Annotated in this window: 25 protein-coding genes and 1 riboswitch; of the genes, 18 read left to right on the top strand and 7 right to left on the bottom strand. The window is 40.8% G+C overall.

What is annotated here, in order from left to right:
- Window positions 1-256: 256 nt before the first annotated feature.
- The 3 genes from OQ289_RS09115 to OQ289_RS09105 form a co-directional block, all read right to left on the bottom strand.
- A complete protein-coding gene (locus tag OQ289_RS09115) occupies window positions 257-676 on the bottom strand; it encodes an SH3 domain-containing protein (protein ID WP_270090411.1) in 420 nt (139 codons plus the stop codon).
- Window positions 677-701: 25 nt separating this feature from the next.
- A complete protein-coding gene (locus OQ289_RS09110) occupies window positions 702-1,190 on the bottom strand; it encodes a BON domain-containing protein (RefSeq protein WP_270090410.1) in 489 nt (162 codons plus the stop codon).
- A gap of 116 nt (window positions 1,191-1,306) precedes the next feature.
- Entirely contained in the window at window positions 1,307-1,765 is a 459-nt protein-coding gene (locus OQ289_RS09105; RefSeq protein WP_270090409.1) for a hypothetical protein, read from the bottom strand.
- A gap of 277 nt (window positions 1,766-2,042) precedes the next feature.
- Between OQ289_RS09105 and OQ289_RS09100 the strand changes: the two genes are divergently transcribed.
- The 5 genes from OQ289_RS09100 to coaA all read left to right on the top strand — a co-directional run bounded on the left by OQ289_RS09100 (window position 2,043) and on the right by coaA (window position 6,538).
- Window positions 2,043-3,098: a patatin-like phospholipase family protein gene (locus OQ289_RS09100; RefSeq protein ID WP_033564547.1), complete on the top strand. Its 1,056-nt coding sequence runs from the start codon at window positions 2,043-2,045 to the stop codon at window positions 3,096-3,098.
- A gap of 218 nt (window positions 3,099-3,316) precedes the next feature.
- Window positions 3,317-4,549 (top strand): nucleoside recognition domain-containing protein, encoded by a 1,233-nt coding sequence (locus tag OQ289_RS09095; RefSeq protein ID WP_270090408.1) that lies wholly within the window; start codon window positions 3,317-3,319, stop codon window positions 4,547-4,549.
- Between the two features lie 32 nt (window positions 4,550-4,581).
- Complete coding sequence (locus OQ289_RS09090) at window positions 4,582-4,959, top strand: methylglyoxal synthase (RefSeq protein WP_270090406.1); 378 nt, start codon at window positions 4,582-4,584, stop codon at window positions 4,957-4,959.
- 38 nt (window positions 4,960-4,997) lie between these two features.
- Complete coding sequence (locus OQ289_RS09085) at window positions 4,998-5,399, top strand: OsmC family protein (protein WP_270090405.1); 402 nt, start codon at window positions 4,998-5,000, stop codon at window positions 5,397-5,399.
- A gap of 203 nt (window positions 5,400-5,602) precedes the next feature.
- Window positions 5,603-6,538: a type I pantothenate kinase gene (gene coaA, locus OQ289_RS09080; protein WP_270090404.1), complete on the top strand. Its 936-nt coding sequence runs from the start codon at window positions 5,603-5,605 to the stop codon at window positions 6,536-6,538.
- Here coaA and OQ289_RS09075 read toward each other — a convergent pair.
- Complete coding sequence (locus OQ289_RS09075; RefSeq protein ID WP_270090403.1) at window positions 6,535-7,398, bottom strand: mechanosensitive ion channel family protein; 864 nt, start codon at window positions 7,396-7,398, stop codon at window positions 6,535-6,537. The genes coaA and OQ289_RS09075 overlap by 4 nt on opposite strands.
- A 121-nt stretch (window positions 7,399-7,519) precedes the next feature.
- Between OQ289_RS09075 and OQ289_RS09070 the strand changes: the two genes are divergently transcribed.
- Genes OQ289_RS09070 through OQ289_RS09060 form a run of 3 tightly spaced genes read left to right on the top strand, consistent with a single transcriptional unit; the run spans window position 7,520 to window position 10,517 of the window.
- The gene (locus OQ289_RS09070; protein ID WP_270090402.1) at window positions 7,520-8,188 is read left to right on the top strand and encodes an HAD-IA family hydrolase; all 669 of its coding nucleotides are present in this window, start codon (window positions 7,520-7,522) and stop codon (window positions 8,186-8,188) included.
- Window positions 8,185-9,732 (top strand): serine hydrolase, encoded by a 1,548-nt coding sequence (locus tag OQ289_RS09065; protein ID WP_270090401.1) that lies wholly within the window; start codon window positions 8,185-8,187, stop codon window positions 9,730-9,732. Before OQ289_RS09070 ends, OQ289_RS09065 begins: the two co-directional genes overlap by 4 nt.
- 8 nt (window positions 9,733-9,740) lie before the next feature.
- Window positions 9,741-10,517, top strand: a complete 777-nt coding sequence (locus tag OQ289_RS09060) for a methyltransferase domain-containing protein (protein WP_270090400.1) — start codon at window positions 9,741-9,743, stop codon at window positions 10,515-10,517.
- 76 nt (window positions 10,518-10,593) lie between these two features.
- On the opposite strand, the gene OQ289_RS09055 is transcribed toward OQ289_RS09060, so the two are convergent.
- Window positions 10,594-10,857 carry a hypothetical protein gene (locus OQ289_RS09055; protein ID WP_270090399.1) on the bottom strand — a complete coding sequence of 88 codons (264 nt, stop codon included), beginning with the start codon at window positions 10,855-10,857 and terminating at the stop codon, window positions 10,594-10,596.
- Between the two features lie 222 nt (window positions 10,858-11,079).
- Here OQ289_RS09055 and OQ289_RS09050 point away from each other — a divergent pair, with 222 nt between their 5' ends.
- The 4 genes from OQ289_RS09050 (at window position 11,080) to OQ289_RS09035 (ending at window position 17,133) form a co-directional block, all read left to right on the top strand.
- Window positions 11,080-11,856, top strand: a complete 777-nt coding sequence (locus tag OQ289_RS09050; protein WP_270090398.1) for a hypothetical protein — start codon at window positions 11,080-11,082, stop codon at window positions 11,854-11,856.
- A 426-nt stretch (window positions 11,857-12,282) separates the two neighbouring features.
- On the top strand, window positions 12,283-14,847 hold the full coding sequence (gene gyrA, locus OQ289_RS09045; RefSeq protein WP_270090397.1) for a DNA gyrase subunit A: 2,565 nt from the start codon (window positions 12,283-12,285) through the stop codon (window positions 14,845-14,847).
- Window positions 14,848-14,860: 13 nt separating this feature from the next.
- The gene (locus OQ289_RS09040; RefSeq protein WP_270090396.1) at window positions 14,861-15,961 is read left to right on the top strand and encodes a tetratricopeptide repeat protein; all 1,101 of its coding nucleotides are present in this window, start codon (window positions 14,861-14,863) and stop codon (window positions 15,959-15,961) included.
- A gap of 2 nt (window positions 15,962-15,963) precedes the next feature.
- Window positions 15,964-17,133 carry a tetratricopeptide repeat protein gene (locus OQ289_RS09035; protein ID WP_270090395.1) on the top strand — a complete coding sequence of 390 codons (1,170 nt, stop codon included), beginning with the start codon at window positions 15,964-15,966 and terminating at the stop codon, window positions 17,131-17,133.
- A gap of 72 nt (window positions 17,134-17,205) precedes the next feature.
- On the opposite strand, the gene OQ289_RS09030 is transcribed toward OQ289_RS09035, so the two are convergent.
- On the bottom strand, window positions 17,206-18,240 hold the full coding sequence (locus OQ289_RS09030; RefSeq protein WP_270090394.1) for a quinone-dependent dihydroorotate dehydrogenase: 1,035 nt from the start codon (window positions 18,238-18,240) through the stop codon (window positions 17,206-17,208).
- A gap of 51 nt (window positions 18,241-18,291) precedes the next feature.
- Between OQ289_RS09030 and OQ289_RS09025 the strand changes: the two genes are divergently transcribed.
- Window positions 18,292-20,208, top strand: coding sequence for an ABC-F family ATP-binding cassette domain-containing protein (locus OQ289_RS09025; protein WP_270090393.1), 1,917 nt, complete (start codon window positions 18,292-18,294; stop codon window positions 20,206-20,208).
- A 125-nt stretch (window positions 20,209-20,333) separates the two neighbouring features.
- The gene (locus tag OQ289_RS09020; RefSeq protein WP_270090392.1) at window positions 20,334-20,918 is read left to right on the top strand and encodes a DUF4126 domain-containing protein; all 585 of its coding nucleotides are present in this window, start codon (window positions 20,334-20,336) and stop codon (window positions 20,916-20,918) included.
- On the opposite strand, the gene OQ289_RS09015 is transcribed toward OQ289_RS09020, so the two are convergent.
- Entirely contained in the window at window positions 20,919-22,700 is a 1,782-nt protein-coding gene (locus OQ289_RS09015) for an ABC transporter ATP-binding protein (protein WP_270090391.1), read from the bottom strand.
- Window positions 22,701-23,084: 384 nt separating this feature from the next.
- Here OQ289_RS09015 and mazG point away from each other — a divergent pair, with 384 nt between their 5' ends.
- From mazG to OQ289_RS08995, 4 genes are all read left to right on the top strand, one after another.
- A complete protein-coding gene (mazG, locus tag OQ289_RS09010) occupies window positions 23,085-23,891 on the top strand; it encodes a nucleoside triphosphate pyrophosphohydrolase (protein WP_270090390.1) in 807 nt (268 codons plus the stop codon).
- A 30-nt stretch (window positions 23,892-23,921) separates the two neighbouring features.
- Window positions 23,922-24,016: riboswitch (TPP riboswitch) on the top strand.
- 69 nt (window positions 24,017-24,085) lie between these two features.
- Window positions 24,086-24,289 carry a sulfur carrier protein ThiS gene (gene thiS / locus OQ289_RS09005; protein ID WP_270090389.1) on the top strand — a complete coding sequence of 68 codons (204 nt, stop codon included), beginning with the start codon at window positions 24,086-24,088 and terminating at the stop codon, window positions 24,287-24,289.
- A 29-nt stretch (window positions 24,290-24,318) separates the two neighbouring features.
- Window positions 24,319-26,139 (top strand): phosphomethylpyrimidine synthase ThiC, encoded by a 1,821-nt coding sequence (thiC, locus tag OQ289_RS09000; protein WP_270090388.1) that lies wholly within the window; start codon window positions 24,319-24,321, stop codon window positions 26,137-26,139.
- Window positions 26,139-26,747, top strand: a complete 609-nt coding sequence (locus OQ289_RS08995; RefSeq protein WP_270090387.1) for a thiamine phosphate synthase — start codon at window positions 26,139-26,141, stop codon at window positions 26,745-26,747. The genes thiC and OQ289_RS08995 overlap by 1 nt, the downstream gene beginning before the upstream one ends.
- Window positions 26,748-26,754 lie beyond the last annotated feature (7 nt).

Raw genomic sequence — 26,754 nt, 5'->3', positions numbered from 1 at the left:
ACTGCATGACTGAACTTCAATTCATCAATTATCCAATCTTCAAGGAATCCAAACAATCTTTAGTGATTATGATATGTAATTCTAGTCCAATCTGTTTTCTCTGATAGAGCTATCCACACAGCCAATTTAATAATAGGTCAAAAATAAAAAATGCCAATCTAATAGATCGGCATTTTTTACAAAATGTCTAAAAAGTCCTCTACTTTGCCAAGTAAGACATGGTAACTTGCTTTCCTATCTACCTGTCATAAAAAGACTAAATAGATTCTAAATATTGCGCATAACAATATCCTTCTTCATTGTCTTTAGTACGGACTAACCACCATTCATCGTTGGCCTTGCTGATCAAGGTAATGATTTCCCCTTTAGCGGCCTTCCCTACTATGGGCTGATCTGTGCCTGGTCCTTTTCGAATATTGAGATTACTATTATCGGTGATGACCCGAACCTGACTACCAGGAACCTCCGTTGCCACATCTACATTCATGACTACATCTCCTGTCAAAAAATTGGGGTCGATTTGTCCATAGATATCCCAAAGCTTGTTCTTCACATCTGCTGTGGGTGCTGTTCCTGCAATACGCAGTACGCCATCCTGCTCGGCCACCTGTAAATCATTTATACCCGAGGCCCTAGCCGTATCGAGTAATACTTTATACTTATCTTGTAGTGCCATTGTTATACGTGTTTTTGAGATTTGATTATTTAACGGTTACGCCTGATAAATCGACTTTCTTAGGGTTAAGATTGTCTAAGGCTTGCTTCAACGTCATGATACGAGTCTGTTCAAGCGTACCTGTCACATGGATAATACCATCTTGCACCTGGGCAGTAACTGACGGAAAGTCCTTTAGGGCGTCTGTCACATTTTTGACCAAAGCATCATCTGCGGGTGTTGGCAATACCGATACCGGCGCCTCCACGACAATATTATTGACTACAGACTTCACGCCTTTTTCTGCCGCTTTTGCGGCCGTTTCTAAACTGATTTTCTCCTGCTCGGTCGCCACTGTACCTGACAGCGTCACAACGCCATCTTTCACATCTACCAACACATCAGGATTGCCGCTTACAGCAGTCTCTACTTTAGCCTTTAGGTCTGCATCCGATACTTTGGACTTGCAAGCTACCATGCTCATGGTCAGTACACCAGACATCAGCAGCATGGGGATTAATTTTCTCAAATTCATAATTATTAATTTAGCATGTTCGATTTAACTTATCAACCGAAGACCAAACTATACAGGTCTTCGCGATTGACTTTTCATGCTAACAATCTGCTTACAAAAATGTTTTGTTAAATCGATCAGACAATATTCTTCACCACCTGCTTAGCCCCGTTGAACTCAAAGGATTGTCCTATCTGTATTCCATTCAAACATTTGCCAATTGGGGAATGCGCCGAGATGACGGCATAGCTCTTGCCCTCCACGCTAACTTGCCCCAAACTGGTTGCAAGAAAATAAACCAGACGATCGGTGGTGACCAATGCTCCCAAACGTCCTACTCTAATCGGAACAAGCTCGATTTTACGCAATATTTCTAATTCCTTTAAAACTTCTAGACGTTGCTTTTGCAAGCGTGTAATATCTTGCTGTATCATCTCTCTAGAAGTTTCGTATTTGTCTCCGGCACTACTTTTTGTGTCGTCAATGGACGATTCCCGTGCCTGAGAAAGGGCAATATCGATTTCCTCCAACCGTTTGTTTGTAACAGTAAATATGTATGCAACTAGCTTCTCTTTAATTATAAGGTCTTCATTCATGGTCCTAATCTAATACTATTCCAAGTAAAAGAAAAGACTAAGCTTGTACTTAGCGCCATTTCTATCGGCAAAACTGTTTGCCTTCTCGACAAAATTCAATACATTTACGTATGTTGAATCATGTCTAAATAAACCGTAAAAATTCTATTTTGTCGACGAATGAGAGGACTTTGGTTATAAAAAGCCGCTGTCATCCCATTGATGGAACAAAAATCGAACATAGCGAGCTCATATATACTATTGAGAATAGACAATTATATCAAGTAATTATTGGCAGATGAAGCGAATTCTTTCGATAGATGGAGGGGGAATCCGAGGAATAATACCGGGTTTATTAATGGTCCACCTCGAAGACAAATTAAAAGCTGGGACTAATGACCCTAACGTGCATATTTCTGATTTTTTCGATTTTTTTGCAGGAACAAGCACAGGTGGGATATTGACAGCCCTGATTCTCTGTCCTAGCGAAGAAAACCCCAACAAGCCTCGTTTCAGCACGCGCGAAGCGCTTAACATTTATCTAGATCATGGTCCAGAAATTTTTTCGACCACACGATGGAGGCGTTTTCTAAGTCAATTCGGTCTGTTGAGTGAGCTCTACGATGAAACCACATTTGAAAAAGTGTTGATGGATTATTTCGGAGATATTAAACTTAGTCAATTGATTAAGCCTTGTATCATTACAGCCTACAATATCGAATTACGTAAGAATCACTTCTTCCGTCAACAAAAGGCAATTAGTCATGGTGAATCACGAGACTTTTTTGTGAGAGATGTATGTAGAGCTACTGCCGCTGCGCCAACATATTTTTCGGTTGCTGAAATATTCTCGCTCGCCAATATTCGCTATCCGCTTGTGGATGGAGGGGTATTCGCCCAAAATCCTTCGATATCTGCACTATTAGAAGTACTTAAGACCTTTAATACGTTCAAGATTACAGATATATCCATCCTTTCATTGGGCACTGGAGCTGCCAGAAATGCTTATAATTATGAAGACTTCAAAAAGAAATGGGCCATATCTATCGGTCCCGCTTTGGTGGACATCATGACGAGCAGCTCATCCGAAAGCATAGATTATTTTCTTCGCCAACTTTTTAAGTCGGTACATCATTTGGAAAACTATACCCGAATTGAACCTAATAATTTACTTTCTGTAGAATCATCCCTTGATGCAGCCACAAAAAGCAATATCCAAAAATTGGAGTCTTTGGCTGACAGAATGATCAGCGAAAATGAGGATATTATCGACAAGCTGGTTGTTGAGCTGATCGAGGACCGTAATTCCAGAAACCGAAAATCAAATTGGAATTTTTTAAAAAAAAGAGATTAACGCCTTGTAAAATACAAAAAAGTATTATTCAAAAATGAAAATATCAATAAGAGGTATCTGAATCGATATAGATGTGTAAAAGCCCGTTTTTTATTACACTTGTTTTTGCACATATGACAACAATTATTGCATACTTCGGCAAATAATGATCCTTTTTTTTATTAGGTATTCGTGAATGCGAGGCATTTTATCTAAGTTTACGATAACAAACATACAACATGGCCCTAAACTACGTCTGGATTGCTTTCTTCGTAATCGCTTTTATCGTTGCACTCTGCAAACTAATCTTCTTAGGTGATACTGAAATATTCTCACAAGTAATCAATGGTATGTTTGACAGCGCAAAGACAGGTGCAGAGATTTCCTTAGGATTGATTGGTATGATGACATTTTGGTTGGGCATCATGAAAGTAGGTGAACAAGCAGGAATGATTCGTGTATTTGCCAAAGGCGTAAATCCATTTTTCAGCAAATTATTTCCTGGAGTACCTAAAAACCACCCTGCAAATGGCTCTATCATCATGAATTTTTCAGCAAATATGTTGGGATTAGACAATGCAGCGACTCCCGTAGGGCTGAAAGCCATGAAGGAACTTCAGGAGCTCAATCCTGATAAAGATACGGCAACGAATGCACAGATTATGTTCTTGGTCCTCAATACTGCTGGAATAGCGCTCATTCCTACCTCTGTCATGGCTTTACGCCTTTCAAATGGCGCTGCCAACCCCGCAGATATCTTCATTCCTTCACTAATCGGTACTTTTATTTCATTCATCGCAGGTATGATTGCTGTCGCAATTTTTCAAAAAATCAATCTCTTCAAACTTCCCATTTTAATATTCTTGGGGATTTTTGTCGGATTGATGGCCGCATTGTATTTCGGACTAAATGGGTTACCTCCAGAGCAAATTGAAAAAATCACGGGATTAATCGGCGGGTTGCTTATATTCTCTATCATTATTCTCTTTATCGGATATGCAGCCATAAAAAAAATCAATGTTTATGATGCTTTTATTGAAGGGGCGAAAGAGGGGTTTAAGACTTCTGTCATGATTATCCCTTTCCTTATCGCCATCTTAGTGGCCATCTCTGCATTTCGCACCACGGGCTGCATGGACTATATTGTGAATGGGATAGGTTCTGCATTTGCAGCAATGGGATTTGACACGCGTTTTGTACCGGCCCTTCCTGTAGGCTTGATGAAAACCCTTAGTGGTGGTGGCGCGAGAGGACTAATGGTGGATGTCATGACGACCTATGGGGCCGACTCGTTCCAAGGAAGGTTGGCAAGCGTGATTCAAGGATCTTCGGAGACGACATTTTATGTGCTAGCGGTATACTTTGGTTCGGTAGGAATCAAAAACACAAGACACGCACTGACTTGCGGTTTAATCGCTGACCTTGTCGGATTGGTTGCGGCAATCATTTTGGCCTATATTTTCTTTGGTTAATTTTGGAGTAGTAGATGAATAACAATACGCTAATGAAAAAAACAATTGCATTAATTGCCCACGATGGAAAAAAGGCAGAAATGGTCGGATTTGTCAAGGACCACATTGAGTCCTTGAGACGAGCCCATTTGGTGGCAACAGGGACTACTGGATCGTATATCCAACAAACTGGCCTTCCTGTGGAGCTCAAATTGAGTGGACCCAAAGGCGGGGATGCACAGATTGCTGCTATGGCAGCGGAGGGTCTTGTCAATGGCATTATCTTTTTCAGAGATCCCCTTGGCAAACATCCACACGAACCCGACATACAAATGTTGATGCGGATCTGCGACCTATACAATGTACCATTGGCCACCAATCCAGCGACTGGAAGCCTTATCATAGAAGGACTTCTTGAAGACGACAACTAACAGTATTTTCCATTTTTATTTAAGCCCAACAATCGGATATGAACAATGAAGTCACCGTAGTAATCGAACAAATCAAGTACACGACTACCATCACAACCCAAAATCATACGGTCATTGCAGATGAACCTAAGGAACTTGGGGGACAGGATGAGGGGCTTACCCCCACACAGTTATTGCTATCGTCGCTAGGAGCCTGCAAAGTAATGACAGCCAGAATGTATGCTGATCAAAAAAAGTGGTCTCTTGAAAAAGTGACTGTACACCTATCATCTGAAGTGCAAAAAAGCGAACAACAACAAGCGACCTATGTCAAATGCCACGTATCCTTCGATGGCGATTTGGATGATGAACAGAAGAAACGTCTTTTGACAATTATTGACAAGTGCCCTATCCACAAAATATTATCCAATCCCATCATTATCGATAGCAATCTCCTTTAACTATTTTGCATTAATATGCTTAGAATACTTCTCTTAACACTGCAATAGCATACTTCGGAGTGGAAGATAGTTACAAAAACCTCAGGTATCCATGACTATCTTTGAACACATGTTACTATGAATAATTCATTTTCTATATCTATGGTATTATTTTGCAAAAGAATTTATTTAGGTTTGCATCTTAAGAGTATCAATACGGATTAATGACAGAATTAGCAACTTTCAATAGCCCATTTCAATTGCTTTCAAGAGAAGAATGGAAGCAATTAAACGGTCATTTTTCGCATAATATCTCGGATAGTGATATCCAATACTTACGTGCGCTGAACGAACCGCTTACCATGGAAGAGATAGAAGACATCTACTTTCCATTGGCGCATCTTTTGCATATCCATATACAACACGCTAAGACTCTGCATCAAAGTACAAATAGTTTTTTCTTGACCAACAATAAGAAACTACCATTTATCATTGGTATAGCTGGATCAGTGGCGGTAGGCAAAAGCACTACCGCTCGTGTCCTTCAGAAAGTACTATCCCTACTTCCTGATAAACCAAAGGTGGATTTGGTGACTACAGATGGCTTTCTCTATCCCAACGACACCCTTTTAGAACGGGGTATCATGAATAGAAAAGGATTCCCTGAAAGCTATGATGCAAAAGGTTTATTAACGTTTCTAGCAGATGTAAAATCTGGAAAGGCCAATATAGAAGCCCCATTGTATTCGCATTTGGTATACGATGTCTTGGGTGAAAAGATTGTCATTGATGCACCAGATATCTTGATAGTTGAAGGCATCAATGTACTTCAGGTCAATTCGCAACGTACTGGAGTATTCGTATCTGATTTTTTCGATTATTCCATCTATGTGGATGCCAAAGAGAAGGATATCATGGCCTGGTATATAGACCGCTTCGAATCACTTAGAGCCACAGCTTTCCAAGACCCCAAATCATACTTCCACAAGTTTGCGGGAATGGATAAGGACGAAAGTAAGCAGATGGCCACAGATATCTGGAACGAAATCAATCGGCCCAATTTGATTGAAAACATCCTCCCTACTCGCTATCGCGCAGACTTAATCTTAGAAAAAGGAGATCACCACTTTGTTGGCAAGATTAAGATTCGAAAGATTTAAACCCGATTCCGTTGATATTTTAAGACTTCTACCAATACCTCATTTTCCAATTGACGGTGAAGCTTATTCGTGCTATTGATGGCAATGAATTCTATTTTGTACTTGACGTAGTCTTTGCCTATATCAATTACTTTTAGCATCACCTCATTGTTCCAGCTGACCTCAGGGTGGTTTTTAAGAAGTTTTTTGAGGTCGGCCTCCAATTGCTCCAAAAATACGGCAGACTGCAATGGCAGCTCAAACCTAACCGTCAACTTGTTGGACTGATGTACAGATTTATTCACGACTTTTTCGGTGAAAGCCGCATTATTAGGAATCAACACGATATCATCATCATCATTTTTGACTACAATATTGGCGAGGGTAATATCGACAATCTTACCGTTGTACTCGCCCACCTTGATGCGATCTCCTACTGAAAATTGATCGGAAAACATTAAAATCAATCCACTGATCATATTGGTAATATATTCTCGGAATGTAACCGCTATGGCCATAGCAACAATGGTCATGCTCGTCACAAAATCCTTAGGATTAATACCAAAGGCTATCATAAGGGAGATAATGCCAAAGACTGCATTCAAGACAACCGTAACCCTATTGATCCCCAATACAAAATTCCCGCGCACACTGTGCTGCGCACTGCGGCGATTATACAGGGCAATCAATATGAAACGTCCGACCGACAATAAAATGCTAGCCGTTAGGAAAGTGTTCAATGCATAGCCCATTTGCGAAAGATATGTACTCTTCTTATATGCATCTTCCATCACCGGAAAGGAAACGATAAGCCCTACCCATAATGTGCTCTTAACAATAAAAGTAATAGGCCATCCGCCTCGTTTGTTGTTATTTTCCATATCTTATCCTAACTTTTGCTAAACTAACAATTTTTCTACTTTCTTCAACATTAGATTTCAAAAGCTGCCCCATTCTTATTCGGAATTTTTATTATTCTCTTCAATTCATTATATTGGATATATGAAGCACTATCGAAATTTATTGTTCGACCTAGATGGTACCTTATCTGACCCTGCGGAAGGTATCACCAAATCAATAGCTTATTCTTTAGCACATTTTGGAATCCAAGTCGATGATTTACATAGCTTGGAACCGCTTATAGGCCCTCCTATCAAACAAACACTATTGGAAAAATATCATTTCACTGAAGACCAGGCTGATATAGGGGTATTGAAGTATAGGGAACGCTTCGCGGAGAAAGGACTATATGAAAATATACTTTATGATGGTATCAAAGACTTACTAGCCACTGCCAAGAAAAATGGATACCGGTTATATTTGGCGACTTCAAAACCGACTGTATTTGCCGAACAGATACTTGACTATTTTAGTATTCGCGGTTATTTTGACTTTGTGGGAGGCAGCGCACTTGACGATTCCAGACCGACCAAAACACATGTCATCCAACACGTATTGGCCGAAAACAACATCCATGACACGACACATACGCTGATGATTGGCGACCGTAAATACGATGTCATTGGTGGGCAAAATACAGGGATGGACACGATGGGTGTATTGTACGGGTTTGGAAATCGCCAAGAGTTGGAGGTAGCCGGAGCGACATACACCATCGAGAGCGTAGCAGCACTCAATCAGTTCTTAACCGCTAATCGCCATTCAGCATGACCAGACTATATCCATTGTTGACATTCGTACTACTCCTCACCTTAATTCAACGAAGTACTGCCCAAGACATCGAAGAGCACACAATAGATGCACTAGTTGCAAAAACATTAAAAACCTTCAACGTACCTGGTGTTGCATTAGGCATTGTAAAAGACGGAAAGGTAGTCCTAAAAAAAGGATATGGTGTGACCAGCATCCATACCAAGCAACCTGTCAATACACAGACAAATTTTGGAATTGCTTCCAATTCAAAAGCATTCACGGCAACTGCCCTCGCCATCCTCATTGACCAAAAGAAGCTGCAATGGGATGATCGAGTACAACAGTATATCCCAGAGTTCAAACTGTACGACCCCTACGTGAGCTCACACTTTACAATCCGTGATTTGCTTACACATCGCAGCGGACTAGGATTGGGTGCAGGAGATTTGATGATTTGGCCTGATAGTAATGATTTCACTCCTAAAGACATTATTCATAACATCCAGTACCTCAAACCTGTCTCCGGCTTCAGGGCAAAATATGATTATGACAACCTGTTATACATTGTTGCAGGTGTAGTCATTGAACGTGCATCTGGGCAAACTTGGGCGCAATTCATCTCTGAACATATTTTGACCCCACTCCAGATGGAGCGTTCCGCACCAAATTGGCACTTACTGAAGAGCTCTGAAAATATAATCGATCCGCATGTACCTATTGATGGCCAACTACACGTGGTACACAAATATGACGGCACTACGGTGGACGCCGCAGGTGGTATCTATTCCAATGTAGATGACCTCATCAAATGGGTGTCCCTACACTTGGAAAATGGGACCATAGCCGGTCGTCAAATTGTATCCAAACAACAGATGGATGAATTGAAAAAACCACAAACTTTGATGCCCGTCTATACCACCCCACCATATAACTCCCTCTTTAGGGCGTATGGATTGGGATTCAGACTCACCGATGTCGCGGGTAAATTGGAGGTATCGCATACCGGAGGTTTAGAGGGTATGGTGACACAGATTGTGATGATTCCACAGCTTCAATTAGGTATCATTGTACTAACCAATCAACAGGAGGGCGCGGCTTTCATGGCCATATCCAACACGATAAAGGATTTTTACCTCGGGATACCTCCGCAAGACTGGGTTGCCAAATACCAATCCGAAAACGAATCGTCAACTACAGAAGCTGACAAAATCACAAGTGATGTCTGGCAAACGATAAGCAATCAAAGCAAAAAAAATAGACTTTTAGCAAACATATGGGAAGGAAAATTTGTTGATAATTGGCTGGGAGAGGTGAAGATCTTTCGCAGTAACGGGAAACTGAGATTCCAATCCAAGCGATCGCCACAGTTAACAGGGCAGCTCTTTTTCTATAAAGATGATACGTTTGTCATAAAATGGGACAATCGTTATTTTCAAGCAGATGCTTTTGTTAACTTTAAGGTATATCAAGATAAGGTTAGTGGGTTCACAATGAAAGCAATATCTCCATTGACAGACTTCAGCTATGATTTCCACGACCTAGAATTTAAGAAAATAAATTGACCAGATAAATGACAAAAGCAATGCAATGGAACCCAGACCAATATACGCTGTTTAAAAGAGAGCGATTTGCACCTTTTTTCGATTTGTTAAATTGGATTGAGAAAAGACGTGATATGAAGGTGGTCGATTTGGGCTGCGGCACCGGGGAGCTGACCCACCAGCTTTCCGAGCACTTGCCCAATGCGAATATCGTTGGAGTGGATTCGTCCGCAGAAATGCTCGCCAAGTCCATCCCCTTCGTTAAGGAGAATGTTTCTTTTGCCAAACGCAGTATCCAAGAACAACTGGCGCAAGAAGAGCAGTGGGATCTTATTTTTTCAAATGCTGCACTTCAGTGGATAGATGACCATTCCACTCTCATCCCTAGGATTGTATCTAAATTGAAACCAGGAGGTCAACTGGCCATACAGATTCCTGCACAAAATGACAACATCCTTAATCTGATGATTCTCGAATTGGTACAGCAAGAGCCCTATGCGTCTGCACTGGGACATTGGAAACGTGAATCCCCAGTACTAAGTATTGATGAATATGCGCAGATATTATTTGAGAATGGCAGTAAAAAACAAGAGGTGATGCAAAAAGTATATCCGATTATTGCAAATCACCCCAATGATTTATTTGAATTTATTTCAGGGTCAACCTTGATCCCTTATATGGAACGTTTAAATGGAGAAGTAAGAGAACAATTTGTTGCCGAGTTCAAGGACAGAATAACACAACGAACTAAAAGGCTTCCCGCCCTATACTCTTTCAAACGGAATATTTTATATGCCAGTTATTAAGTTGTTAGGATTACTTGTTTAGGCAATTAAGGATTTCGTCTTCGATTACGTAATGAATCAAATACGACCACGATCATCAGTCAAAGCGAATAACGCCAAACACTTGCTTTTCATCAAATTTGACCAACAATTCATCAATGATCAATAACAACTTGCTTCTTGTAGACTCTTCTGTCCGCTGGGGTGTAGCCTCAACCTCTAGATATCGTTTCGCATTTTCCACTTTAACTGGAATATAAATTGGCGTTTGGTCGTCAGCACGGTGATCGGACACCAACAAAGTGAACCCCTTAGCTTTGAGATCACGAAGGATCTGATAATTTACACGTTTAAAAATCATGGCCATCCATTATTAAGTATAAACCTATATCTGCATAACAAAGAAAACGTTCTCTTGTTTACTCAAAGTAAAGGAATCCTTAAAATTTAATTAAACAACTGACCAAAAGTTGATTAAGAAATCTCCACAACGCAAATTATTGAACAAATAAGTCTACCCTATCGAAAAGAGGTACATTTTTTGCAATCATTATTCTCAAAAAGCATAGAAGTTGCAAACATTATGAATTTATCCCGTAGAAATCTCATCCTAATTACCGTTGCACTAGTGACAACACACCTATATTCCTGTCAAAACAAAGGAAAAAGCTACACTGTCAATACACAGCCTGAACGTGTACAACATACCTTAGCCACACTCCCATTAGACTTCCAAAGCTTGGAAACGGAAGGTATTGCCATCGGAGATTCGATTGTTTTATTGAATGATAGCTTAATGGCCATTGACACACTTATAAATGAAGGTAAAATAGTTCAGATTACGGGCATATCCGAACTATCGATAAATGGCGAAGCAATACAAACAAGTGGAACGGAGAGTACGCAGGTCTACCTACGGATAAAAACGTCATTAGGAGATGCTATAGTCGACGGTAAGCAGATATACTCTCCATCCAGTTCCTTTGCCCCAAAAGAGATGCAAATTGGTAATACCAAGCTTTCGTTCGTCCGATTAAAAAATTATGAACTGGATACTACAAAGAATAGCACTACCACTTCCTCCCAATCTCATTACCCTATTCTTTTCATAAACAGTGATGATGGATACAAGGGCTTGATTACACAAACCAACAATTCCCTATTTGAATCTGATTTTCCTTTTTTTGAGGTACTGGAGAACGACCAAATCAGAGAAGTGAATTTAGACAATGGTAATATCCTCCTGCTGATGGAAAGGAAAGACAAAAACAACCTTGCCTCCTTGAGGATAAAAATTCTAAAGGATGCCATAGTTGGATATCGAGCAGAAATAATCGACATTGAAAACATCAAAAAATAGTCTAATCTGCTACCTACAAACCTCTCTACAAGAGGTTAAAAAGATGGATCAAGACACTTTACCATCCACCTGCCTAATCACCTACCCCGTCGCTTGCAAACTCAACCGACAGATTGCGCAAACGCTAAAGATTGGTTCAATCTAAATTTAGATAAATTCATAATATATATTACAAAATTCAAACAACTGATTATGAAATAAATATGATAAATAAAATAGAAAATAAAAATAGGTTTATAGATTGAGTAAAATGATTTGAACTTATCTAGCAGTGGCTGATATCGATGTAATTTCCGACGGCCGTTTTTAACAAATTTAAAAGCCCAAATGATTCCAAAAATGGGTATTATTCCGTATCTTCGCATGCGTATGTCACTTACAAGAGTGACTACGGTAATGCATTAGTTTTATCGAACCCAACTTAATATGGCTGAAGAAACAGAAAACGAAAACAATTTGTCCGCTAACGGCCGGATAATCCCTATTAATATTGAGGACCAGATGAAAGCTGCTTACATCGATTATTCGATGTCAGTGATTGTTTCCCGTGCTCTTCCAGATGCGCGCGATGGTCTAAAACCAGTCCATAGACGTGTGCTCTACGGCATGCTTGACCTAGGGGTCACTAGCAGCAAACCTTACAAAAAATCTGCACGTATTGTCGGAGACGTTCTCGGAAAGTATCACCCACATGGTGACTCTTCGGTGTACGATGCGATGGTACGTCTAGCACAGGATTGGAGTATGCGCTACCCGTTGGTAGATGGTCAGGGTAACTATGGATCTATTGATGGAGACCCTCCTGCGGCAATGCGTTATACTGAAGCTAGATTAAAGAAAATTGCGGAAGAGATGCTTTCAGACATCGCCAAAGACACGGTTGATTTCCGTCTCAACTTTGACGATTCATTGGAAGAACCGACAGTATTACCATCCCGCATCCCTAACCTCCTAGTGAATGGTGCTTCTGGAATCGCGGTTGGTATGGCTACCAATATGGCTCCCCACAATCTATCGGAAGTAGTAGATGGTACCATTGCCTATATTGACAACCGTGATATAGAGATTTCAGAGTTGATGCAGCATATCAAAGCTCCTGACTTTCCTACTGGTGGAATCATCTATGGATACAACGGCGTTAAAGATGCTTTCGAGACAGGGCGTGGACGTATTGTGATGCGTGCAAAAGCCGAGATTGAAACGACCAAAAACGGAAAAGAGACCATTATCGTCACTGAAATCCCGTATCAAGTCAACAAAGCCGACATGATCAAACGTACGGCAGAATTAGTCAACGAGAAAAAACTTGAAGGTATTTCCGAAATTCGCGATGAGTCAGACAGAGAAGGATTTCGTGTTGTCTATGATATCAAGCGTGATGCCAATGCCAATGTTGTCCTAAACAATCTATATAAACATACAGCTTTACAGACCTCTTTTTCAGTAAATAACATTGCTCTCGTAAAAGGAAGGCCGGTCATGATGAATCTGAAGGACATGATTCACGAGTTTGTGGAGCATCGTCACGAAGTAGTGATTCGTCGTACTAAATTCGAATTGGCTGAAGCAGAAAAGAGAGCTCACATCTTAGAGGGTTATTTAATAGCTTTAGACCATTTAGATGAAGTTATCAAATTGATTCGTGCTTCACAAACGCCAGAAGACGCGCGTATGGGGCTAATGGAAAAATTTGGTTTATCAGACTTGCAAGCTCGCGCCATACTCGATATGACCTTACGTCGCTTGACAGGACTGGAACGCGACAAAATCAGAGAAGAGTACGACGAGTTGATGAAAACGATCGAATACTTAAAAAGCGTCCTTGGCGACGAAACACTTCGTATGCAGATTATCAAAGATGAACTTGCAGAAGTCAAAGAGAAGTATGGTGATGAACGCCGTTCGATAGTCGTACACTCTGCCGAAGATATGCGAATGGAAGATTTCATCGATGACGAAGAGATTGTCATCACCATTTCGCACAACAGCTACGTCAAACGCACCCCACTATCTGAGTATAAAAGACAAGGCAGAGGGGGAAGAGGTTCTATCGGCACCAACACCCGCGAAGAAGATTTCACGGAGCATATCATTACCGCTTCGGCGCACAATTATATGTTATTTTTTACTGAAGCTGGACGCTGTTTCTGGCTGAGGGCCTTTGAGATACCTGAAGGAAGCCGTACCTCTAGAGGCCGTGCTCTACAGAACATCATCAACATTCCGAAAGATGAAAAGATCAAGGCATACATTAAGGTCATCAACCTGAAAGACCAAGAATACCTCGAGAACAACTTTATCATCATGTGTACCAAAAAGGGTACGATTAAAAAGACGTCTCTTGAGGCATACTCTAGACCTCGCGCCAATGGTATCAATGCAATCAACATTAATGAAGGCGATCAACTTATCGAAGCGTCATTGACCGATGGTAGCAGTGAAATCGTCATGGCACTGCGTTCGGGTCGCGCTATTCGTTTTAATGAATCTACAGTCCGCCCTATGGGTAGAACAGCCACAGGTGTACGTGGAATTACCTTAGGCCATGAAAATGACGAGGTAGTTGGCATGATTAGTGTGAATAATCCAGAAGTCACCGTATTAGTAGTCTCTGAAAAGGGGTATGGAAAACGGACAGACATTGAGGATTATCGTGTCACCAACCGTGGTGGTAAAGGTGTTAAGACCATCAATGTGACCGACAAAACCGGCGAATTGGTAGCTATCAAAGGAGTGACAGACAATGAGGATTTGATGATCATCAACAAGTCGGGCATCGTTATCCGTATTGGCGTAGCGGACCTACGTGTGATGGGAAGAGCAACGCAAGGAGTACGATTGATAAACCTCAAGGACAATGACGAAATCGCATCTATTACTAAAGTAGAAAGAGAAGAGGAAGAGGAGATTGAATTCATCGAAGGTGAACCAGTCGAAGACGAGGATACTGCAGCTACAGATGAAGACACAACTATCAACGACACTGAATAAAAAAAAACAACCCATGAAAATTTTAATAGCTATATTAATTTTCACTACATTCAGCTTTACTGTTGTTGCCCAATCCAATATCAAGGAGGGCAACAACAGTTTTGCTTTATACACGAAAACAGGAGAATTTAAACATTTAGAGAACGCCCGTAAATTTGCTGACGCGGCATTTGCCACCAAAAAAGATTCTGCGCAAGTCAAAAACAATGTGCTGCGGGCATTGGTGTATAGTTCCTACGCTGTTACAGACTCTTTGCGTCAGCAAAAGTATAGCGCTGACCCTATTGAACTTTCGGAAAAAGCACTTCAAGTTATTGATAAAAAGGGAGCTTCTGACGAGTACAGCTCTGAAGTTAATTATGTAAGGCAGAATCTAATCTCTGCGCTTATCTTCAAGGCCAACAAAGCCCTTAAAGAAAACAAGCTTAAAGAGGCCTTTTCCTTTTATGAGAAGGTCGATGCGTTAAATTCCAACAATACGGCTGTGACAGCAAATCTTGCCATACTGGCTTTAGAGAGCAAAGATTATAATAAGGCGGCTGAATTATACGAGTCTATTGTGGAGTCAGACAAGGTAACACCTAATGATTATTTAAAATTAGCACAAATTTACACGGCTCAAGATAAGAAACAAGCAACTTTGGACGTTCTATCCCAAGGTAGGTTGCAATTTCCTAAAAGTAAGGAGATACTCTTCCAATTGATTCAGATTTATTCGAACAACAAATCTTATGATGCGATTGTTCCGATCATTGACGAAGCAATTGCTTACGAGCCCGAAAATATTGACCTTAATTATCTAGCTGGATACGCGAATGAATCGCTTAACCATATTGAAAAGGCTAAAGAATACTATGAGAAGGTCATCAAATTCGATCGCAATAACTACGAAGCTAATTTGGCAATAGGCCTTATTTATCTGAATGGTTTCTTGGTCAATAACGATGATAATGAGGCGCAATACAATGCTCAGAACTACCTATTGAAAGCTAATGAAGTGAAGCCTTATGATGTTAATGCGCTTAAATCATTAGCAATGTATTATACTGCTTCTAAAGATATGGCGCAATTAGACCGCGTCAATTTATTATTGAACCAACTTACAAATAATTAACAATGAACATTAGAAAAACAATAGTTTTATCCGTGATGGTATCCGCAGGAACACTTGTTTTTGCGCAAACGGGAAACTTAAAAAAAGCTAAATCTGCAATTGCAAAGTTTGAGGAATTTAAAGGCGCTGGCCAGCCAAAGTTGGGCGAGACAAATTTAAAGACGGCATCTGATGCGCTTAACGAAGCTATTGTACATGAAAAAACAAAGGATTTAGCCGAGACATGGACATATTATGCTTTGGTGAGTGCTAACTATGCTTCTCTAAACAATTCAGCTGAAGAAGCGGCAAAAGCCGAGGAAGGCATTAAGAAAGCCAAAGAGTTGGATACGGATAAGAAAAATGCTGAAAACATCAAGGTGGCCGAACAAACATTGGGTCAATATAATTTTAACCAAGGGGTAGCCGCTTGGGAAAAACAAGATTACCCTACTGCATATACAGCGTTCGACAAAGGATTGGTCTATCTACCAGGTGATACTACATTGACTTATTACTCTGGTCTAGCTGCTATCCAAAACAAGGATTACAAAAATGCAATTGAAAAATATAAGGCTTTGATTCCTGCAAAAGAGTTTTCAAACCACAAAAGTATATTAGTAGACCTTCCAAAATTATTCCTATCTGCGGCTGATACCACCAGTGCACTTGAATATGCGGCAATTGCAGCTACCGAATACCCGACTGACAATGGCGCGGCTGTACAAAATATTGAATTGAACCTAATAGCAGGGAATGAGCAAAAAGTAGTTTCAGATATAGAAAATCAAATTGCGAAAGACCCTACCAACAAGACCTTATACTATTATCTGGGTATTGCCAGTAGTGCAACCAAAGATATGGACAAAGCGTTGACAGCTTATCAAAAAGCAATTGAATTGGATCCAAACTATTTTGAGGCCAATACAAATGCGGCGGTTACGATTATGAATCAAGTACGGGAAGACATTAATAAAGCTAACAACGATCGCACTTTGAAAACCGCTGATTACAATGCCGCTGTAACAGCTGCTAAAGACAAGTTGAAACCAGCACTACCTTATCTATTGAAATTAGTAGAGTTGGAGCCTAAAAATGCAGATTCATTGCGATACTTAAAAAGCTACTATGACTTTGTTCAAGATGAAGAAAAAAGCAAAGAAGTACAATCTAAAATTGATGCTTTGAACTAAAAAGCATAATAAACATAAAAAAATCCGAATCTTGAAGATTCGGATTTTTTTATGCCCCTACACAAATGGCGGTTAACGTCCACTTTTCAATATCCCCTTACAAATATCCGAGACCAAACCTGGACCTTCGTAGATAAATCCAGTATACAATTGAATTAGGCAAGCTCCCGCATCCAACTTTTCTATGGCATCTTCGGCAGTATGGATCCCCCCCACCCCAATAATAGGAAAAGCACGATTAGACTTTTCAGAAAGGTAACGGATGACCTCGGTAGATCGCTTCGTCAATGGCTTTCCACTCACTCCTCCCATTTCATTGACCAACACAGGATTGCTACGTAGTCCTTCTCTCGATATCGTGGTATTGGTCGCTATAACGCCAGCAATTTTAGTTTCTTGAACGATTTCGATGATATCATTTAGCTGGCTGTCTGTCAAATCTGGAGCAATTTTCAACAAAATGGGTCTAGACACTCCATTTTTATTGTTGATATCCATCAATTGTCGTAATATATTTTTCAAAGGCTCTTTTTCCTGCAAATCCCGCAAACCAGGCGTATTGGGCGAACTCACATTGACCACAAAATAATCGACATAATCAAAGAGCGCCCGGAAGCAGTAAAGATAATCCAGTACAGCATCTTCATTAGGTGTCACTTTATTTTTGCCAATATTTCCACCGATAATGATTCCCTCTCTTCTCTTCAGGTGTCTCAATCTTCCAGCTGCCACATCAGCACCTTGATTATTAAAGCCCATACGATTAATCAAGGCCTCATCAGGTACCAATCTGAACATCCTCGGTTTCTCGTTCCCCGGTTGAGGTTTGGGGGTTACCGTTCCTATCTCGATAAATCCAAATCCGAAGTTAGCCATCTGATCGATATACTCTCCGTTTTTGTCAAATCCAGCGGCTAGCCCTACGGGATTCTTAAATTTTAAACCTAAGACCTCACGTTCCAATCGCTTATCCGTTATGGAATAAATAGATTTCAGTAAAGATTTAGCTCCCCATATTTTAGTAAAGGTCTGCAATCCACCAGTCACGGTATGATGGGCAGACTCGGGATTCATGGAAAAGAAAAAAGGTTTGATCAACTTGTACATGTTTGCAAAGGTAGAGAAAGAAGCAGAAATTTCACTACTTTTGTATCCGAAATGATATCGATAAACAACTTAACATTTGAAATTGGCTCTAGAGCATTATACGATGAAGCCAATTGGCATATTAAACCTGGCGACAAGGTAGGCCTAATTGGTGCCAACGGCACTGGCAAATCTACGCTATTGAGGCTCATTGTCGGACAGTACACCCCTACTTCGGGCTCCATATCGATGGCTAAAGACCTCAAGATTGGTTATCTCAACCAAGATTTACTATCTTATCATTCGGATAAGAGCATCTTGCACGTAGCGATGGAAGCCTTTGAAAGGCAAAACCAACTGCACACAGAAATTGAAAATTTACTTCAAAAATTAGAAACAGATTACTCTGACGATATTCTCAATAAGCTAAGTGACAAGCAAATGGAATTTGAAGCCCTTGATGGTTATAGCATTGAATTTCGTGCACATGAAATCTTGGCTGGTCTAGGTTTTTCCGAAGAGGAACAAAAAAGACCACTCGCGACCTTCTCAGGTGGTTGGCGCATGCGGGTCATGTTAGCCCGGATATTATTGCAGACACCCGATATCTTGTTACTAGATGAGCCGACCAACCACATGGATTTACCTTCCATCAAATGGTTGGAGAACTATTTACAAGCATTTGAAGGTGCAATCGTCATTGTCTCTCACGATAGATATTTTCTGGATCGAATTATCAAAAAAACAGTAGAGTCCCGTAAAGGGAAGTTGACACTATATGCTGGCAACTATAGTTACTATATAGAGGAGAAAGCTCTTCGTAGTGAAATGCAATCTAGCCAATTCAAAAATCAACAGGCAAAGATAAAGCAAGAGGAACGTTTGATTGAGAGATTCCGTGCGAAAGCATCAAAAGCTAAAATGGCGCAGTCTCGTATCAAAGCCCTTGATCGAATGGAAAAGATTGAAGATGTAGATGATGAGAATCCTACCGTAAATTTTCAATTCAAATTTTCCAAACCATCTGGAAGACATGTCGTCACCCTTGAAAAAATCAGCAAGTCCTACCCTAATCTGGAAATTCTAAAGGAGACAGATGGACTTATCGAAAAAGGAGATAAAATTGCATTGATCGGGGCCAACGGTAAAGGGAAATCAACTCTACTCCGAATCGTTGCCGATGCCGATAAAGAATATACTGGAACAAGTACCAAAGGGCACAACGTCTCTCAGACATTCTTCGCACAGCATCAATTGGAGGCCCTCCATCTAGAAAATTCCATTATTGCAGAGATGCAAGCTTTTGCACCCAAAAATACCGAGACGGAGCTTCGCTCTATTTTAGGTTGCTTCCTATTTTCTGGGGATGATGCTTTCAAAAAAATAAAGGTCCTTTCAGGAGGAGAAAAATCACGTGTCGCCCTGGCTAAGGCTTTAACTGCAGATGCTAATTTTTTGGTATTGGATGAGCCGACCAATCACTTGGATATGCAATCCGTCAATATCCTTATCCAAGCCCTTCAACAATATGAAGGTACACTGATTGTGGTATCGCATGATCGTTATTTCTTAGATCATGTCGCGAACAAAATATGGTTCATTGAGGATAAAAAAATCAAAGAATACCCCGGCACCTACCAAGAGTATGAAGAGTGGAATTCTAAACGGGTTATTAAACCCATAGATGCTAAAACTGAGAAAAAAGCAGTCGTAGAACAGCCGAAAAAAGAAAAATCAGTTCCAACGGAAGATAAATTTAAGATAATTAGTAAAAAGAATAAAGAGTTGTCCGCATTGGAAGTAAAGGTATCTGAAAAAGAAATCGAAGTCAACCACCTCGAGCAACAGATTGCAAAAGAAGAAATCTATTCCGATCTGCAGAAGCTGCAAGACCATACCCGTAGATACAACTCTGCAAAAGCTGAGCTTGACCAATTGCAACGCGCTTGGGAAGACTTAGCGGAAGAAATCATGGAATTGGAGAGCTAAACTTTCTTCTTCTCCACAAGACCAATCGTCCTGTAAATTCACTTTTGCAGGACATTTTGTTTATACATCCGTTCGTGAATACAAAGCTTTTTACCTAAGTTTACTATAAACCAATTATTTACAGTATGGATATTTCATCATTTTCACCATATATCATCAGTACATGTATCGGGATAGGACTTGCCGCTGCAACTGGTTTTAGGGTGTTTTTACCATTTTTTCTATTGAGTATGGCCTCATTTTTTGATTGGGTGCCGTTAAACACCGAATGGTCCTGGCTAGCAAGTTTGCCTACATTGATCATTACAGGTGTGGCTACAATAGTCGAAATCCTAGGCTACTACATTCCTTTTATCGATAATATACTGGACACCATCAATATCCCACTTGCCACCTTAGCGGGTTCATTGCTTTTTGCCAGTCAATTTGCTGATATGAGCGCACTCCCACAATGGGCACTCGCCATCATTGCTGGAGGAGGCACCGCCGCTGTCATAGGGTCTGGATTTGCAGGGACTCGCGCTACATCTTCCGCCACGACTGGAGGTTTTGGCAATTTCATTGTCTCAACCATTGAAACCGCGGGTGCTATTGTACTCTCCATCCTTGCTCTATTCGCTCCAATCCTAGGCTTTATCTTGGCAATAACCATGTGCATATTGATGATTCGGTATGGACGACGACTTTGGAAACGCTATCATCATACCTGATCAATCATGCATTGAACTTGTTATCTTATTGATGTTTAAACTATTGGCCATCGCCATAAATATTTTATGATATACCCCTTTATGCTCGTACAGTTCCTCATGACTTCCATTTTCGACTATTCTTCCTTTTTCCATTACTACAATATGAGATGCATCGATAATTTGGGATATACTGTGCGATACAATAATGACCGTACGCCCTACCTTTATCGCATCCAAACTATTCTTGATCTGTTCGGTAGCGATTGCATCCAAATTGGCGGTAGGTTCATCTAAAAAGATGATAGGTGGATTTTTAAGAAAAAGCCGTGCGATAGCGACCCGCTGTTGCTGACCCCCAGACATCAGGTGGGCTTCCGCGTCATACCCATTCGGCAAGTCAATTACCTGGTCGTGTATATAGGCCTGCTTGGCGGCATAGATGACTTCTTCTAAACTGGCATTTGGTTTTCCATAGCGAATATTATCCGCTACCGACCCTTTAAAAATATGGTTTCGTTGCAGGACCAAACCGATATTCTCTCTCAAAAAAGCCGTATCGTACTCCTGCAAATCCACACCGTCCAAAAGAATTTGTCCATTCGTTGGTGCATAGAACTTGTCCATCAGATTTATTACCGTACTCTTACCAGCACCACTTAATCCTACTAAAGCAGTAATCTGATTGGGTTGAATCAGCATATTAGCATTGGTCAACGCCTTGGTACCATTAGGGTACTCAAAATCTACATTCTTCAGCTCAATCACTCCCCTCACTTCAGAAGGCCTATAATTGCCGCTCGACTCGATTTCACTATCCGCCTCCAATATTTCAAAGAAACTCTCAGAATAGATCAAGGCATCATTCACCTCATCGTAGATCCTGTGCAATTGTCGAATCGGAGCAGAAACATTGTTGAACAACATAATATGAAACATGATGGCACCTAATGACATTTGATTATTAAGGACAAAATAGGCCGTCAAGATGATTACGATAACCACACCAATTTGCTCAATAAAACTCTTGATACTATCAAACAAAAAACTGGTTTTGCGGGTAGCCATCTGATTTTCTGTCATCTCATATTGAATCTTTTCATGGCGCTTCGCTTCTAAATCTTCCCTAACAAAGGATTTAATAACGTTAATGGATTCGATTAAGTTGATAATCTGATTACTTTTATTCTCCCTGTACCGCCTCATATTGCGTCGAAAACCACCCAGCTTATTGGCTTGTATCTGACTAACATAAAAATAAATAGGCACAATGAGTAATCCCACCAACCCGACATAGAAATTTGCAGCAAACATACAGCCCAACGCGACGAGTGCATTGGCAAATAAAGGTAGAATATCTATAAAGAAATTTTGCACCAAACGGGTAAGGCTACTGATACCCGCATCTATTCGGGTTTGCAACTTACCAGATTCATTTTGTGAGGAAGTATAAAAAGCCATTCGATAACTCAGAATCTTGGTTACGATCAATTGCGAAAAATCACGAGCAATATAAATCCGTAACTTCTCACCATAGAACTTTTGCCCAAACTGCACCACTGAATATATGATTTCCTTCAGCAGTAAAATAACTGAAATTACCGTCAATAGATACAGCCCCTTAGACAGGGGCTCATCCGCTACCAACAGGTCGCTGATGGAATCCACCGTATATTTCAAGATAAAAGCATTGACCTGTGCAGCAAAAGAGCCGACAACAGTCAATAGCAAGGTATAGAATATCAAATTCTTATAGGGCTTCGCAAATGGTTTTATTTTTTGAAGTAAGTTAGAAATAGTCATATGTACTTATTTAGTTTCGGAAACATAAAAGGCAAAAATCTTAAAGAATAGCTTGGAAAACATTGATAATAATCAAAAAAAGCTCTTCCCTAATAACTTCCCCCCTCCCCCTTTTGTTTGTATAAATCTACTCATTTTCGAACCATCTCCTACAAGCGTATTGTAGGGAATGGAATAGAATGAATGATACGACAACATTACCGTGTTGTGGAGTGAGCATGCTGGTAAATAAGCGCGTATAATTACGAACGCTATCAATCTCTATTGAATACAATGTTTACATCATGTATAAAACATAAACGTAATTCTTCATCCCAAGAGGTTTGTATTTTATAGTGCTTCAAAAAAACTTCCTGTATCTTTACAAGATAAAAGAAAATAAAAATGGCTCATACCCCCCCTGCTTCGCAACATACAGCTCCATTGGCATTTCAACGCCTATTAGATGTCCTCTATACCCTACGTGTAGAATGTCCGTGGGATAAAAAACAGACGATGGAATCCCTAAGACATCTCACTATTGAAGAGCTATACGAGCTTACGGACGCTATTCTAGATCACGATTACCCTGAAATCAAGAAAGAACTAGGAGATGTCATGATGCATCTCGTTTTCTATGCACGTATCGCCGAAGAAGAAAATAAATTTTCCTTGGTGGAGGTCCTCAATGCAGTCTGCGACAAGCTTATCAGCCGCCACCCCCATATCTATGGAGATGTGAGTGTAGAGAATGAAGAGCAGGTCAAATCTAACTGGGAAGCCCTAAAACTTAAAGAAGGGAATACATCTGTACTCTCTGGTGTGCCGAAAGGACTCCCCGCGTTAGTAAAAGCTTATCGAATACAAGACAAAGTCAGAGGTGTTGGTTTTGATTGGGAAGATAAGAAAGAAGTTTGGAAGAAAGTTGAGGAAGAGCTAGCGGAGTTCAAGACAGAATTTAATATCGAAGACCACAAAGCGATCGACACCGAAAAAGCAGAGGCAGAATTTGGAGATTTGCTCTTTTCGTTGATCAACTATGCTCGGCATGTCGGCATAAACCCAGAAAACGCGCTTGAACGCACAAATAAGAAGTTTATTCATCGATTTACATATATCGAGCAGAAAGCACAGCAAAACAATCAACGACTCCAAGATATGTCTCTAGCGGAAATGGATGTCTATTGGAATGAAGCCAAGAAACAACGTTGATTGCGTTAGTCAATAAAATTCATTATGTTTGTCATACTTTAGGGGTGTCCACGCAGGTGGGCTGAGAATTACCCTTTGAACCTGATCTAGTTCATACTAGCGTAGGGAAAAGTAGAAGACTTATGTCTTGTGCAGCAGCACAACGTAGGCATTCCTAAAGTGTAGATATTAACATATATTAAAACTTTAGGCTTATGCAAATTACATTCAACGGGCTCACCAAGCCCCTCGTCCCATCTCTTACTTTACAGCAATTGCTCGATCAGGAACTACCTGATAAGCAAAAAAGCATAGCCGTATCTGTCAACAATACGGTTGTCCCCAAAAATAGCTGGTCCACTCATGCTATCTTTCATCAAGACAATATTTTAGTTTTTACTGCTGCACAAGGAGGATAGCCAATCTATCTTCTACAAAACCAACTGATATGACTACCGAAACACAATCGCTTTCCACCACTCCATTTCCCAACTCTCAAAAAATTTATGTAGAGGGTCAATTATTCCCCATACGTGTAGCGATGCGTGAAATCACGCTAAGCAATACAAAGCTATCTAATGGGACTACCGAGCATAACCCACCAATCACCGTGTACGACACTTCCGGTCCCTATACCGATACTGACATCGAGGTAGACATTCGCAAAGGGCTCCCTCGTCTTAGGGAGCAGTGGATATTAGACCGCGGAGATGTAGAGATATTAGAAGATATTACGTCCGATTACGGAAAGATAAGACAACAAGATCCCCATCTAGACTCATTACGATTTGAATACGCGCATAAACCGAAGAAAGCCATTTCAGGTAAGAACGTCACACAGTTGCATTATGCCAAACAAGGAATTGTCACAGCGGAAATGGAGTACATTGCTATCCGAGAGAATCAGCGCATAGAACAACTTCAGCAAGCTACTAAAGGCATGGAACATGCACATCAGGGACACTCCTTTGGTGCCAATACCCCCAAAGACAAGATAACGCCTGAATTCGTCAGAGATGAAATAGCTGCCGGAAGAGCCATTATCCCTAACAATATCAATCACCCTGAAAGTGAACCCATGATTATTGGCCGCAACTTCTTGGTCAAAATCAATGCAAACATTGGCAACAGCGCCGTCACGTCCAGCATCGAAGAAGAAGTAGAAAAAGCCGTGTGGGCGTGCCGTTGGGGAGCAGACACCATTATGGACCTCTCTACTGGTCAAAACATTCATGAAACCCGGGAATGGATTATCCGCAATTCACCAGTCCCTATCGGCACGGTACCCATTTATCAAGCCTTAGAAAAAGTGAAAGGAGTAGCCGAAAACCTGACCTGGGAAATCTTTAGGGATACGTTAATCGAGCAAGCCGAACAAGGTGTTTCATACTTCACTATCCACGCTGGGGTATTGCTTCGCTATATTCATCTTACCGCGTCCCGCGTCACAGGAATCGTCTCTAGGGGCGGATCCATTATGGCGAAATGGTGTCTGTATCATCATCAAGAGAATTTTCTCTATACCCACTTCGAAGAAATATGCCAAATCATGAAAGCCTATGATATCGCATTTTCCTTAGGTGATGGTCTACGTCCCGGATCCATTGCTGACGCAAACGATGCAGCCCAATTTTCCGAGCTTGAAACATTAGGCGAATTGACAAAAATCGCTTGGCAATATGATGTCCAAGTGATGGTGGAAGGTCCTGGTCATGTACCGATGCACCTAATTAAAGAAAATATGGAGAAGCAACTACAAGAATGTCAAGAAGCACCATTTTATACATTAGGCCCCCTCACCACTGATATTGCGCCCGGATACGACCACATTACCTCCGCCATCGGCGCAGCGATGATTGGCTGGTTTGGATGTGCCATGCTCTGCTACGTCACCCCAAAAGAGCACTTAGGGCTACCCAATAAAAAAGATGTCAAGGATGGAGTAATTACCTACAAACTAGCGGCCCATGCGGCCGACTTGGCAAAAGGACACCCAGGAGCGCAGTATAGGGATAATGTGCTCAGTAAAGCTCGATTTGAGTTTAGATGGGAAGATCAATTCAATCTATCCCTGGACCCAGACACTGCTCGCGAATATCATGATGAGACATTGCCTGCCGATGGAGCGAAAGTCGCTCACTTTTGCTCGATGTGCGGACCGAAATTCTGCTCGATGAAAATAACCCAGGAAATACGGGAAGCCACCCAACAGGGGCTCCTTGAAAAATCTCGGGAATTTATAGAAAACGGCAAACAAATCTACATCTGATGATTATCATCACACCAGACATTATCGGCAACAAGGAGCTTGAGCTTATCCATGCCATATCTTGGAATGATAGGCTCATCCTCCACTTGCGATCATCTGTATATAAAGAGAGTGAAATAGAAAGTATTCTTCGCGATATGGATAGCTCCATCTACCCTTTCATCGCTATACACAATCACCCCCAACTTGTTAAGAAACATGTGCTATTGAATCGTATACACCTTTCCGAGCGCCATACAGAATGGATTACCGATATACCAGAGGATACGACATGGACCATCTCGACCTCCGTACACGACATTCATACATTCAATAGACTGCATAGGCGTTTCTCCTACGCCTTCATCAGCCCAGTCTTTCCAAGTATATCCAAAAAAGACTATAAACAAACCTTGGATTTTAAGATGGATAATATCAAAGAGCGGACTAACGACCATACTAAGCTCATTGCATTAGGTGGCATACATAGCCAAAATATACAAGAACTTATTACAATGGGGTATGACGATGTGGCCTTATGTGGCTACATCTGGCAAACTCAAGCACCTTCCATAGCACTGGAAAGGGTACGTTTTGCACAAAGCGTACTAGAACATGCAAACGATTAACCAATAA

The organism is Sphingobacterium sp. SYP-B4668 (assembly GCF_027627455.1).
GTDB lineage: Bacteria > Bacteroidota > Bacteroidia > Sphingobacteriales > Sphingobacteriaceae > Sphingobacterium.
Note: the sequence above shows the minus strand (reverse complement) of the source record. Positions and strands in the feature narration are given on the sequence as shown.

Bases quoted from the DNA above. Each gene is read 5' to 3' on its own strand.
- OQ289_RS09115 (WP_270090411.1), bottom strand. From the start codon at position 676: ATGGCACTACAAGATAAGTATAAAGTATTACTCGATACGGCTAGGGCC.
- OQ289_RS09110 (WP_270090410.1), bottom strand. From the start codon at position 1,190: ATGAATTTGAGAAAATTAATCCCCATGCTGCTGATGTCTGGTGTACTG.
- OQ289_RS09105 (WP_270090409.1), bottom strand. From the start codon at position 1,765: ATGAATGAAGACCTTATAATTAAAGAGAAGCTAGTTGCATACATATTT.
- OQ289_RS09100 (WP_033564547.1), top strand. From the start codon at position 2,043: ATGAAGCGAATTCTTTCGATAGATGGAGGGGGAATCCGAGGAATAATA.
- OQ289_RS09095 (WP_270090408.1), top strand. From the start codon at position 3,317: ATGGCCCTAAACTACGTCTGGATTGCTTTCTTCGTAATCGCTTTTATC.
- OQ289_RS09090 (WP_270090406.1), top strand. From the start codon at position 4,582: ATGAAAAAAACAATTGCATTAATTGCCCACGATGGAAAAAAGGCAGAA.
- OQ289_RS09085 (WP_270090405.1), top strand. From the start codon at position 4,998: ATGAACAATGAAGTCACCGTAGTAATCGAACAAATCAAGTACACGACT.
- coaA (WP_270090404.1), top strand. From the start codon at position 5,603: ATGACAGAATTAGCAACTTTCAATAGCCCATTTCAATTGCTTTCAAGA.
- OQ289_RS09075 (WP_270090403.1), bottom strand. From the start codon at position 7,398: ATGGAAAATAACAACAAACGAGGCGGATGGCCTATTACTTTTATTGTT.
- OQ289_RS09070 (WP_270090402.1), top strand. From the start codon at position 7,520: ATGAAGCACTATCGAAATTTATTGTTCGACCTAGATGGTACCTTATCT.
- OQ289_RS09065 (WP_270090401.1), top strand. From the start codon at position 8,185: ATGACCAGACTATATCCATTGTTGACATTCGTACTACTCCTCACCTTA.
- OQ289_RS09060 (WP_270090400.1), top strand. From the start codon at position 9,741: ATGACAAAAGCAATGCAATGGAACCCAGACCAATATACGCTGTTTAAA.
- OQ289_RS09055 (WP_270090399.1), bottom strand. From the start codon at position 10,857: ATGATTTTTAAACGTGTAAATTATCAGATCCTTCGTGATCTCAAAGCT.
- OQ289_RS09050 (WP_270090398.1), top strand. From the start codon at position 11,080: ATGAATTTATCCCGTAGAAATCTCATCCTAATTACCGTTGCACTAGTG.
- gyrA (WP_270090397.1), top strand. From the start codon at position 12,283: ATGGCTGAAGAAACAGAAAACGAAAACAATTTGTCCGCTAACGGCCGG.
- OQ289_RS09040 (WP_270090396.1), top strand. From the start codon at position 14,861: ATGAAAATTTTAATAGCTATATTAATTTTCACTACATTCAGCTTTACT.
- OQ289_RS09035 (WP_270090395.1), top strand. From the start codon at position 15,964: ATGAACATTAGAAAAACAATAGTTTTATCCGTGATGGTATCCGCAGGA.
- OQ289_RS09030 (WP_270090394.1), bottom strand. From the start codon at position 18,240: ATGTACAAGTTGATCAAACCTTTTTTCTTTTCCATGAATCCCGAGTCT.
- OQ289_RS09025 (WP_270090393.1), top strand. From the start codon at position 18,292: ATGATATCGATAAACAACTTAACATTTGAAATTGGCTCTAGAGCATTA.
- OQ289_RS09020 (WP_270090392.1), top strand. From the start codon at position 20,334: ATGGATATTTCATCATTTTCACCATATATCATCAGTACATGTATCGGG.
- OQ289_RS09015 (WP_270090391.1), bottom strand. From the start codon at position 22,700: ATGACTATTTCTAACTTACTTCAAAAAATAAAACCATTTGCGAAGCCC.
- mazG (WP_270090390.1), top strand. From the start codon at position 23,085: ATGGCTCATACCCCCCCTGCTTCGCAACATACAGCTCCATTGGCATTT.
- thiS (WP_270090389.1), top strand. From the start codon at position 24,086: ATGCAAATTACATTCAACGGGCTCACCAAGCCCCTCGTCCCATCTCTT.
- thiC (WP_270090388.1), top strand. From the start codon at position 24,319: ATGACTACCGAAACACAATCGCTTTCCACCACTCCATTTCCCAACTCT.
- OQ289_RS08995 (WP_270090387.1), top strand. From the start codon at position 26,139: ATGATTATCATCACACCAGACATTATCGGCAACAAGGAGCTTGAGCTT.